Source organism: Bowdeniella nasicola (assembly GCF_001907295.1).
Taxonomy (GTDB): domain Bacteria; phylum Actinomycetota; class Actinomycetes; order Actinomycetales; family Actinomycetaceae; genus Bowdeniella; species Bowdeniella nasicola.
In genome coordinates this window covers 19,315-30,830 of record NZ_MQVR01000023.1, presented here as the reverse complement: position 1 = coordinate 30,830, position 11,516 = coordinate 19,315, and the positions used below count along the sequence as shown (strand labels likewise).

At 67.5% G+C, this 11,516-nt stretch carries 8 protein-coding genes and 1 pseudogene; 8 read left to right on the top strand and 1 reads right to left on the bottom strand.

Going from position 1 to position 11,516, the window contains the following annotated elements; translation table 11 throughout:
• Positions 1 to 147 precede the first annotated feature (147 nt).
• Entirely contained in the window at positions 148 to 1,542 is a 1,395-nt protein-coding gene (locus tag BSZ39_RS05445) for an MFS transporter (RefSeq protein ID WP_073716359.1), read from the top strand.
• Positions 1,543 to 1,553: 11 nt separating this feature from the next.
• Here BSZ39_RS05445 and BSZ39_RS05440 read toward each other — a convergent pair.
• A pseudogene (locus BSZ39_RS05440) lies at positions 1,554 to 2,476 on the bottom strand (Nramp family divalent metal transporter).
• A gap of 94 nt (positions 2,477 to 2,570) precedes the next feature.
• Here BSZ39_RS05440 and argS point away from each other — a divergent pair.
• The 7 genes from argS to rpmE all read left to right on the top strand — a co-directional run bounded on the left by argS (position 2,571) and on the right by rpmE (position 11,389).
• Complete coding sequence (gene argS, locus BSZ39_RS05435; RefSeq protein WP_073716358.1) at positions 2,571 to 4,226, top strand: arginine--tRNA ligase; 1,656 nt, start codon at positions 2,571 to 2,573, stop codon at positions 4,224 to 4,226.
• Positions 4,227 to 4,228: 2 nt separating this feature from the next.
• Complete coding sequence (gene lysA, locus BSZ39_RS05430; RefSeq protein WP_073716357.1) at positions 4,229 to 5,635, top strand: diaminopimelate decarboxylase; 1,407 nt, start codon at positions 4,229 to 4,231, stop codon at positions 5,633 to 5,635.
• Positions 5,636 to 5,679: 44 nt separating this feature from the next.
• Positions 5,680 to 6,999, top strand: coding sequence for a homoserine dehydrogenase (locus tag BSZ39_RS05425; RefSeq protein ID WP_073716356.1), 1,320 nt, complete (start codon positions 5,680 to 5,682; stop codon positions 6,997 to 6,999).
• A gap of 4 nt (positions 7,000 to 7,003) precedes the next feature.
• Positions 7,004 to 8,104 carry a threonine synthase gene (gene thrC / locus BSZ39_RS05420; protein ID WP_073716355.1) on the top strand — a complete coding sequence of 367 codons (1,101 nt, stop codon included), beginning with the start codon at positions 7,004 to 7,006 and terminating at the stop codon, positions 8,102 to 8,104.
• A 5-nt stretch (positions 8,105 to 8,109) separates the two neighbouring features.
• A complete protein-coding gene (gene thrB, locus BSZ39_RS05415) occupies positions 8,110 to 9,009 on the top strand; it encodes a homoserine kinase (RefSeq protein ID WP_073716354.1) in 900 nt (299 codons plus the stop codon).
• Between the two features lie 313 nt (positions 9,010 to 9,322).
• A complete protein-coding gene (gene rho, locus BSZ39_RS05410) occupies positions 9,323 to 11,044 on the top strand; it encodes a transcription termination factor Rho (RefSeq protein ID WP_083602971.1) in 1,722 nt (573 codons plus the stop codon).
• A 138-nt stretch (positions 11,045 to 11,182) separates the two neighbouring features.
• Positions 11,183 to 11,389: a 50S ribosomal protein L31 gene (gene rpmE, locus BSZ39_RS05405; protein WP_073716352.1), complete on the top strand. Its 207-nt coding sequence runs from the start codon at positions 11,183 to 11,185 to the stop codon at positions 11,387 to 11,389.
• The last annotated feature ends 127 nt before the right edge of the window (positions 11,390 to 11,516 follow it).

Here is an 11,516-nt window from a genome sequence, read left to right as displayed (position 1 = left end):
AGGGTTCCGCAACCCCACCAACTACCGCCTCAGAATGCTGCTGATCGGCGGAGGCCTACGCACCTAACCCACGCTCAAGTCCGAAGGGCCCCTTTAACGGTGCCTTTTAGGTCCCCCTCATCGACCGGCGACACATAGGAGTGACACATGGCAAAGATCAGTATTCCGGGCTGGCTCCAGGCACCACCACCTGCCGAGCGGCTGCCCGAAGAAGAGGTCAGGCGCGTCTACCCGAGCCTGCGGTGGCAGGTGTTCATGGGCATCTTCCTCGGCTACGCGGGCTTCTACCTCATCCGCAACAACGTCTCCCTCGTCGCCCCACTCCTCATCAAGGACACGGGGATCGATAAGATCGCCGTCGGCGTGATCACGAACGCCGTCCTGTTTTCCTACGGCCTGTCGAAGTTCTTCTCGGCCATGATCTCCGACCGTGCTAATGCACGGTTCTTCTTGCCTCTTGGTCTCGCGTTGTCGGCGATCACCAACCTTGCCGTGGCATTCATGCCGTGGGTTTCCGCCACCGTAGCGACGTTCGCTACTGTCATGTTCATCAACGGTTGGTTCCAGGGCATGGGCTGGCCCCCGTGCGGCCGTACGCTCGTGCACTGGTTCTCGACGAACGAGCGCGGCATGAAGACCTCGATTTGGAACACCGCCCACAATGTCGGTGCCGCAGGCCTCGCGGGCGTCGCCGCGCTCGGCCTCGCCTGGACGGGCGATAACTGGCGCTCGGCCTTCTGGCTGCCGGCCGTCGTCGCCCTCATAGTCGCGGGCATCGCGTTCGTCTTGATGCGCGATACCCCGGAGTCCGTCGGCCTGCCGTCGATCGAGGAATACCGCAACGACCCCGCTAAGGTGGAATCGGGCGACGACCCGAACATTAGCGCGAAGGACATGATCTTCAAGCATGTCCTGATTAACCGCACGATCGTGATGCTCGCGGTTGCCAACGTCTTCGTCTACGCCCTGCGTTACGGCGTGCTCAACTGGATCACTGTCTACCTGGCGGAAAAGCACGACGCGAAGATCTCGTCCGGGTTCGTCGGCTTCGCAGCCTTCGAACTCGCGGGCATCATCGGCACGATCCTGTGTGGCTGGATGTCGGACAAGGTTTTCGGCGGCTACCGCTCCGGTGCGGGGATTGCGTTCACAGCGGCGACTGCACTCGTGATCGCGGCCTACTGGCTTGTGCCCGTCGGTACCCCGATCTGGATCCTCATCCTCCTGGTCGCGGTCATCGGCGGCCTGATCTACGGCCCAGTCATGCTCATCGGGCTTCAGGCGATCGACCTGTCGCCGCATAACGTCGCCGGCACGGCGGCCGGCTTCACCGGCCTGTTCGGCTACCTCATGGGCGCGACCCTCGCCTCCAGTGGTGTCGGCATTCTCGTGCAGAACTTCGGATGGAACACGACGTTCATCGTCTTCATCGTGTTTGCCGTCATCACGGTGCTCCTGTTCTCGATCGTGGGACGTGACGAGAAGGCGCTCATGGAAGGGCATTCGCAGCGCACCAGCCACAACGGAGTTGCTGAGAAGTAACCACTAGTGCGCTAGTCGATCCCAAGGGACGTCAGGACAATGAGCGCGGCGTTCAGGGCGACGATGAGGATCGCGATGATCGTCGACGTCACCCGCAGCGCCGGACCGTCGGCGAAATGCCCCATGATCTCGCGGCTGCGCGTATAGCGCATGAGCGGGATGATCGCGAGCGGGATGCCGAAGGACAAGATGACCTGCGATAGCACGAGCGACCAGGTCACGTCGATGCGCGAGGCCCGCAGCAGGACCTCCTTGTCGTGATCGGTATCGGCGTGCCGATCGCGCACGAGCGAGGAGTGCAGGTAGATCGCATGCGGCATCACTGTCGCGCCGAGCATCGACGCGGCCACGAGCAGCGACCCGACCCCCTCTAAGCGCGGGACGAGCCCGCCAAGGACGCCGCTCGCGCTCGGCGGCGAAAAGGCGAGACCCGCCAAAAACCGATCGTCACGATGACGAGCAGCGCGATAATGACGAGCTCGAAGGGGCGCTGCCCGGAACGGTTTTGGACCGCGAGCAGCAGGATCGAGATGATGCCGACGATGACGCCGCCGAGCACGAGCGGCACCCCGAACAGCAGGTGCAGTGCGATCGCGCCGCCGATGACCTCGGCGATATCGGTCGCCGCGGCGACGATCTCGGCCTGCCCCCAAAACGCCAGGCGACTGCGCTTCGATAGGCGCCGCCCGAGCAGGTGGGGCAGAGGAGTGTTCGTGACGGTCCCCAGCTTCGCGCTCTGGTACTGTACGATGACGGCCATCGCGTTCGCGAGAACGAGCACCCACACCAGCAGGTAGCCATAACGCGCGCCGGCGGTGATATTGGCAGCGACGTTACCCGGATCGACGTAGGCCACGGCCGCGACGAATGCCGGTCCGAGCAGGCTGATGAGGCGGACCTTGACGCGCGAGGCGGCGGGGGATTTCGGATGCACGAATACCGGTGTGTCGCAGCGCCCGCACAAAGGAAAAATGGTGTGACGTACCCGGCAGAAAACGCTTTGGAAAAAGGTGCGTAGAATTGCAACCGTGACTCCTGCAGAACTTTCCGAACTCATCCGCACTCAGCTGCTCGCCGCGATCGACGCTGGCGAGATCACTTTGGATGCCTCCGACGTCCCGGATCAGGTGAAGGTCGAGCGACCCAGACAGCGCGAACACGGTGATTGGGCGACGAACATTGCTATGCAGCTCGCGAAGAAGGCGTCGACCAACCCGCGGGCGCTCGCTCAGGTGCTCGCCGACCGCCTCACCGGCGCGACGGGGATCGACGCCGTCGAGATCGCCGGCCCCGGCTTCATCAACATCCGCCTCGCCGCGGGCGCAGCGGGCGAGCTCGCGCGCTCCATCATCGAGGCGGGCGAGAACTTTGGCCGCTCTGACGCCCTCGCAGGCGAGCGCATCAACCTCGAATACATTTCTGCGAACCCGACGGGCCCGCTGCACATCGGTCACACCCGCTGGGCCGCCGTCGGCGATGCCCTCGTGCGTGTCCTGCGCGCCGCGGGCGCCGAGGTCTCCCCGGAGTACTACATCAACGACGCCGGCAACCAGATGAACACCTTCGGTGCATCCGTGCTGGCCCGCGCCAAGGGTGAGGAGATCCCCGAGGACGGCTACCCGGGCGAATACATCGACGACCTCGCCAAGCAGGCGCTCGAGCAGCGTCCGGACCTTGTCGACCTGCCAAACGACGAGGCGATCGCCCTCGCGCGGGAGCTCGGCTATGCCGCCCAGCTGCAGCAGATCAAGGACACGCTCGCGGATTTCAATGTCGAATTCGACGTGTGGTTTTCCGAAAAGGCCAACCTGCACGACACCAGCGCGATCGCCGAGGCTATCGACCGCCTGCGCGAGCAGGGCAACGTGTACGACGACGGCGGTGCCGTCTGGCTGCGCACGACGGACTACGGCGACGACAAGGACCGCGTCCTCGTCAAGGCCGACGGCTCCTACACCTACTTCGCCGCCGACTGCGCCTACTACCTGTCCAAGCGCGACCGCGGCTTTAGCGAAAAGATCTACCTGTTCGGCGCCGACCACCACGGCTATGTCGGTCGCATGAAGGCCGTCGCCGCCTGTGCCGGCGACGACATGGATAAGAACATTGAGATCCTCATCGGCCAGTTCATCAACATCTCTGGCGGCCGCATGGGCAAGCGGCTCGGCAACGTCATCAACCTGCACGACCTCATCGAGTGGATCGGCACCGACGCGCTGCGCTACACGCTCGCCCGGTACCCCACCGATACGACGCTCGATCTGAAGGCCGAAGACCTCCAGCAGCAAAACAACGACAACCCGGTCTACTACGTGCAGTACGCGCACGCCCGCACCCGCAACGTCGCCCGCAACGCGGCCGAGCAGGGCGTGCGGCGCGAGGACGCCTTCGATGCGTCGCTGCTGACCGACGAGTCCGAGTCGAACCTGCTCGGCATGCTCGCCGAGTACCCGCGCGTTGTCGCACTGGCCGCCGAAAACCGCGAGGTGCACCGCATCGCGCGTTACCTCGAGGACCTCGCCAGCGCCTACCACACCTGGTACGGCCGCTGCCGCGTCACCCCGCGCGGGGACGAGGCCGTCGACGATACGCACCGCACGCGGCTGTGGCTGAACGACGCCGTCACGCAGGTCTTGCGAAATGGACTCGACATTCTGGGCGTGAGCGCGCCCGACAGAATGTAGGGATGAACGCACCTTCACCACTGCGCTGCCCAGAACCGGCAGAGCGGCCTGACATCTGGCCGACGACGGCTCGCCGCAGCGATGTCGGCGTCCTTTCCATCGGCGGCGTCGAGCTGACCTATGAGGCGCTCGCCGCCGCCGGGGGACCGGAAGAGCCGCAGCCCGTCGTCATCTGCGACGCCGCGGCCGCCACCGGCCGCGCGACCGTCTGGCAGATGGCCATGTCCGAAGCCTTCTGGGACGGCTACGGGATGAACGGCGCCCGCGTGTACTACGCGGGCAAAGCGTTCCTGTGCGCCGCGCTCGTCCGTGCGCTCACCGACGCGGGCCTCGGCATCGACACCGCCTCCCTCGGTGAGCTCACACTCGCCCTGCGCGCGGGCGCGAACCCCGCGACGGTCGGCCTGCACGGCAATGCCAAGTCCGACGCGGAAATCGACTTCGCGCTTTGTGAGGGCATCGGCCGTATCATCATCGACTCGCTGCCGGAAATCGACCGCATCGTCGGCCGCGCTCGCGCCCTCGGCGTCGAGGCCCCGCTCATGGTGCGCGTAACGACCGGCGTGCACGCGGGCGGCCACACGTTCATCGCGACGGCGCACGAGGACCAGAAATTCGGCCTTTCGCTCGCGACCGGCGCCGCCCGCGCGGCCGCCGAAAAGATCGCCGCAGCCGACGGGGTGCGCCTGGTCGGCTTGCACTCGCATATCGGCTCGCAGATCATGGAGCTCGACGGCTTCGCGGCCGCCGCCCGCGCCGTCCTCACGCTGCGCCACGAGCTGCAGCAGGCCGGCATCGCCGTGCCGGAGGTCGACCTCGGCGGCGGCTACGGCGTCGCCTACACCGAGCGCGACGCCATCGCGCCGACGCAAAAGCAGGTGGCCGACGAGCTCGCTGCTATCGTGCGCACCACCTGCGCCGACCTCGGCAGTGACGTCCCCGTCATCTCGATCGAACCCGGCCGCTCGATCATCGCGCCGACGTGCGTGAGCCTGTATCCCGTCGTCGCGACTAAGGACGTCATGACCGAGGACGGCTTCACCCGCCGTTACGTCGCGGTCGACGGCGGCATGTCGGACAACATCCGCCCCGTGCTCTATGACGCGGCCTACAGCGCGACCCTCGCCAACCGCGACCCGAACGCCGCGCCCGCCCACGTGCGCACGCGCGTCGTCGGCAAACACTGCGAAAGCGGCGACATCCTCATCCCCGACGCACTGCTGCCGGGCGACGTCGCCCCCGGCGATATCATCGCCGTCCCCGTCACGGGCGCCTACGGCCGGGCGATGGCGTCGAACTACAACATGGCGACGCGCCCCGGCGTCCTCGCCGTTGCAGGCGGCGCCGCGACGTGGTGGCTGCGCCCCGAGACGATCGACGACCTGCTCGCGCTCGATCCGGGTTTGTGAGACGCCGCTACTGATCGCGGCCCAGTTTCGCTACCCTGCGAGCCATGGCCCATGTTGACCTGAACGTCGCCCTGCTCGGATGCGGCACCGTCGGAAGCGAAGTCGTCCGCCTGCTGCAACAGCAGTCCGATGATTTCGCCGAACGCTGCGGTGCGCGCCTGAACCTCATCGGCATCGCCGTGCGCGATACGGCCGCGCCGCGCGCCGCCCGCGTCCCGCGCGAACTGCTGACCGAAGACGCGCACGCCCTCGTGCGCCGCGCCGATATCGTCATCGAGCTCATCGGCGGGCTCGAGCCCGCGCGCACCCTCATGCACGAGGCCCTGGCCGCCGGCGCGTCCGTCGTCACGGGCAACAAGGCGCTGCTCGCAACCCACGGCCCCGAGCTGCACGAGGCGACCGCCGCCGCCGACGTCGACCTCTACTATGAGGCCGCCGTCGCGGGCGCGATCCCCGTCGTCTACGCGCTGCGCGAATCGCTCGCGGGCGATCAGGTCACGAGCATCTCGGGCATCGTCAACGGCACGACGAATTACATCCTCGACGAGATGACGACCAAGGGCCTGACCTACGAGGAGGCGCTGAAAGCCGCGCAGGAGCTCGGCTTCGCCGAAGCCGACCCGAGCTCTGACGTCGACGGGTATGACGCGGCCGCGAAGATCGCGCTCATGGCCTCCATCGCTTTCCATTCGCGCGTGTCGATCGACGACGTGGCGACGACCGGCATCCGCGACGTCACCGCCGAGCAGATCGCCGCGGCCTCCCGCGACGGCTACGTCATCAAGCTGCTCGCCACGGCCCGCCGGATCGCCCACCCCGAGCCCGCGATCACGCTCGAGGTGGCGCCGACGCTCGTCGCCCAATCCCACCCCCTCGCCGCGGTCGCGGGCGCCTTCAACGCCGTCGTGACCGAATCCGACGCCGCCGGCCGGCTGATGTTCTACGGCCAGGGCGCGGGCGGCGCGCCGACGGCCTCCGCGGTCCTGTCCGACGTCGTCGCGGCCGCGGCCAAGCGCGTCTACGGCGGCCACGCCCCGCGCGAACTGCCCTACGCGTCGCTGCCGGTCGCACCGATCGAGCATTCCCGCGGCACCTTCGTCGTCGAACTCACCGTCACCGACGCGCCGGGCGTTCTCGCCTCGATCGCGCAGTCATTCGCGGCCCGGCAGGTCTCGATCGCCCAGGTGCGCCAAGACACCCTGCCCGACGATGCCAGCGCCGCCGAGGAGCCGCGCGCCTCCCGCGCGCGCCTGTCGATCATGACGCACACGTGCACGCGCGGCGATATCGAAGCGATCGGCGCCGAGCTCGCCGAAAACCCGCACGTCCTTAACGTCGCGAGCCTCACCCCGGTGGAAGAATAGGACCATGGCACATCTCTGGCGCGGCATCCTCACCGAATATGCCGATCGGCTCCCGTTTACCGACGCTGACCCCATCGTCACGCTGGGGGAGGGCGGCACCCCGCTCGTGGCCGCACCCGCCCTGTCGAAGGAGGTCGGCGCACAGGTCTACGTCAAGGTCGAAGGCGCGAACCCGACGGGCTCGTTTAAAGACCGCGGCATGACGAGCGCGATCTCCAAGGTGGTGGCCGACGGCGATGAGGCCGTCGTCTGCGCGTCGACGGGCAACACGTCCGCCTCGGCGGCCGCCTATGCGGTCGCGGCCGACCTGCGCTGCATCGTCGCCCTGCCCGCGGGCAAGATCGCGGCCGGTAAACTCGCCCAGGCGATCGTCCACGGGGCCGAACTGCTGCAGATCGACGGCAACTTCGACGACTGCCTGCGCCTCGTGCGCGGCCTCGCCGATGCCTATCCCGTCGCGCTCGTGAACTCGGTGAACCCCTACCGCCTGCAGGGCCAAAAGACGGCCGCCTTCGAGATCGTCGATGCGCTCGGACGCGCCCCCGATATCCACGCCCTGCCCGTCGGCAATGCGGGCAATATTTCCGCCTACTGGATGGGCTTTAACGAGTACGCGGGACGCCAGACTGCCGCGAGCCTCGACCACAATTCGGCCCGCCGCCCCGCCGCGACCGACTCCGTCCCGACGATGTGGGGCTTCCAGGCCGACGGCGCCGCGCCGTTCGTCAAGGGTGAGCCGATCGAGAACCCGGAGACGATCGCGACGGCGATCCGCATCGGCAATCCCGCCTCATGGGACTATGCCGTTGCCGCGCGCGATAACTCCGGCGGCCTCATCGAGGCCGTGACCGACGCCGAGATCCTCGACGCGCAGGCGCTGCTCGCGTCTGAGGTCGGCGTGTTCGTCGAACCCGCCTCCGCGGCCTCCGTCGCGGGCGTGCTCAAGCAGGCGCGTGCGGGCCGCGTGCCGCGCGGCGCCCTCATCACGTGCACCGTCACCGGCAACGGCCTGAAGGACGCGCAAAGCGCGCTCGGCGAAGGTGCGATCGAGACGACGCCGGTGCCCGCCGACCTCGCCACGGCCGCCGCCGCCCTCGGGTTCTGATCGCCATGCAGCTGCGATACGACGACGTCGAAGTCTCCGTCCCCGCGACCTCCGCCAACCTCGGCCCCGGCTTCGACTGCCTCGGCCTCGCCCTCGACCTGCGCGATAAGGTGCGCGCCCGCGCGATCACCGGCCCGAGCGAAGTCCGCGTCACGGGCGAGGGCTCGAGGTCGATCCCGACGGGGGAGGACCACCTTGTCGTGCGCGCCATCCGCATCGGCCTCGACTTCGCGGGCGCCCCGCAGGTGGGCCTGTCGCTCGTGTGCCGCAACGCGATCCCGCACGGCCGTGGCCTCGGCTCGTCCGCCGCAGCCGTCGTCGCGGGCCTCATGATCGCGCGCCAAATGGTCGATAACGACGAAGCCCTCGGCCTCGACTCCGTGCTGCACCTCGCCTCGGAGATGGAGGGCCACCCGGATAACGCCGCCCCCGCGATCCACGGCGGGGTGCGCCTCGCCTGGATGGAAGGCGGCGCCGCGCAGTCGATCCCGCTGCCGATTTCGGACCATATTCGTCCGACGGTCATCGTCCCGAGCTTCGAAGTCTCGACCTCGCGGGCGCGCCATCTGCTGCCGCCCACGGTCCCGTTCGACGACGCGGCCTTCACCGCGGCCCGCGCCGCGATGCTCGTCGCCGCCCTGCAGGACCCGACACTGCTGCTGTCCGCGACCGAGGACCGCCTGCACCAGCCCTATCGCAGGGAAGTCCTTGGCGCTTCCCTCGAGGTCGTCGACCAGCTGCGTGCCCGGGGTCTTCCTGCAGTAATCTCCGGCGCTGGCCCGACGGTTCTCGTGCTCGGCGAACTCGACCATGTCACGACCACGGCCTTGCGCACTCAGCGGTGGCGGGTCTGGCCGACGCCCGTCGATACCCGTGGCGCGGTCGTTGCTCCCGTCGGCGCCTAAGCCGGGCGCACCCGCGTGTGGGTAAGCCCACAGCATCGCCGGCAACGCAGGTGCGCATTTTCGCCGCCTAATGTTAGGCTAGGGGCGTTGTCACGGGGGAAATCTCCGGCAACACTCCCGTCTCTTGAAAGAATCCCAGTTTTTCGTGCTGTGGAACAGAGACATCTATGGGGCGAAGCGCCCCGAGGTACATCCTCATTCACGAATCCCGGTTTTATCTTCGTGTCCGGCCGGGGGAAGGAAACACGTGACCGAAAATCCCAACGCAACGGCACCTGAGGCTGCGTCATCGAAGCCGCGTCCACTGTCCGCTATGCGTCTGTCGGAACTCCAAGACGTCGCCAAGGGCCTTGGCATCGATACCGCTAAGAAGCGCCGCAGCGACCTCATCACTGAGATCCGCGAGTCCCGCTCGGGCTCGAACCGCGCGGCGACGCGCGCTAGCGACGGGGCGGATAAGCCCCGACGCGAAGAGCGCAAGGACCGTGCCGAGCGTAACGAGGGCAAGGATCGTGGCGAGCGCAAGGATCGTGGCGAGCGCCAGGACCGCAGCGAGCGCCGCGAGTCCGACCAGCGCGAGGACAAGCAGTCCTCGGCTGCCGACGACGTGCTGCCCTCGCTCGAAGCCCTCGAAGAGGCGGCCGCGCGCAAGCGCGAAAACCGCTGCAAGGGCCAGGACGAGGACGACTCGCAGCGCTCCGGCCGCGACAACCGCGACAACCGATCCAACCGCGGCGACCGTGGCGACCGCGATGAGCGTTCGGGCCGCAACCGGCGCCGCCGGGACCGCGGCCGCGACCGCAACGACCGCAACAAGCGCCGCCAGCGCGATAATCAGGGCGGTGGCGAGCCGGAGATCCGCGAGGACGACGTCCTGATCCCCGTCGCGGGCATCCTCGACATCCTCGATAACTACGCGTTCGTCCGCACGACGGGCTACCTGCCGGGCGAGAACGACGTCTACGTCACGCTCGGCCAGGTAAAGAAGTACGGCCTGCGCCGCGGCGATGCCGTCACCGGCAAGATCCGCGAGCCGCGCGAGGACGATCGTCGCTCCCAGCGCCAGAAGTACAACCCGCTGCTCACGGTCGACACCGTCAACGGCCGCAGCGTCGAGGCCGCCAAGGAGCGCCCCGAGTTCTCCAAGCTGACGCCGCTGTACCCGAACGAAATGCTCCACCTGGAGACGACGCCGAAGGCGATCACGCCGCGCATCATCGACCTCGTGGCGCCTATCGGTAAGGGCCAGCGTGGCCTCATCGTCGCCCCGCCGAAGGCCGGTAAGACGATCGTCATGCAGCAGATCGCGAACTCGATCGCGGCGAACAACCCCGAGGTCTACCTCATGGTGGTGCTCGTCGACGAACGCCCCGAAGAAGTAACCGACATGCAGCGCATGGTCAAGGGCGAAGTCATCGCCTCCACCTTCGACCGCCCCGCCTCCGACCACACGATCGTCGCGGAGCTCGCGATCGAGCGCGCCAAGCGCCTCGTCGAGCTCGGCAAGGACGTCGTCGTGCTGCTCGACTCGCTGACTCGCCTGTCGCGCGCCTACAACCTGGCCGCGCCCGCGTCAGGCCGCATCCTGTCCGGCGGTGTGGACGCCTCCGCGCTGTACCCGCCGAAGAAGTTCTTCGGCGCCGCCCGCAACATCGAAGACGGCGGCTCCCTGACGATCCTCGCCTCCGCCCTGGTGGAGACCGGCTCGCGCATGGACGAAGTCATCTTCGAAGAGTTCAAGGGCACCGGCAACTCCGAGCTGCGCCTGTCGCGCCACCTCGCCGACAAGCGGATGTACCCCGCCGTCGACGTCAACGCGTCGGGCACCCGCCGCGAGGAACTGCTCGTCCAGTCCGAGGCTCTCAAGGTCATGTGGCGCCTGCGCCGCCTGATCGCCGGCCTCGAAAAGGAGCAGGCGCTCGAACTCATGCTGAACAAGCTGCGCGATACGCGTTCCAACGCCGAATTCCTCATGTCGATCCTCAAGACGACGCCCGCCGGGCGTGATGAGGACGACGGCAACAAGGTTCAGTAACATCTCACATTCCCTCGTCCCGCTCGCGGCTAGACCGCGGCGGGGCGACGTGGAAAGATAGATCCTCGGTTCCGGTTCACCGCGCGCGGCAGCAGGCCCAGCGGACCCGGCATCCTCGAATTCCTTAAGGAGACAACCATGAAGCAGGGTATCCACCCCGAATACACCGAAACCCACGTGACCTGCACGTGCGGCAACGAGTTCACCACCCGCTCCACGGGCGATGCTGATCTGCGCGTCGACGTGTGCTCGGCCTGCCACCCGTTCTACACGGGCAAGCAGAAGATCCTCGACACCGGCGGCCGCGTCGCCCGCTTCGAGAAGCGCTACGGCAAGCGCAAGTAGCTTTGCTTTTTCCTGGAGGGGACCTGCCAGCTGGTAGGTCCCCTCCGGTCATAATCGTCCGGCCCCGCGCTCGCGCGAGCGACTACGATAGGGGCGAATCCACTTATCTCGAGGAGCAGTCATGGCC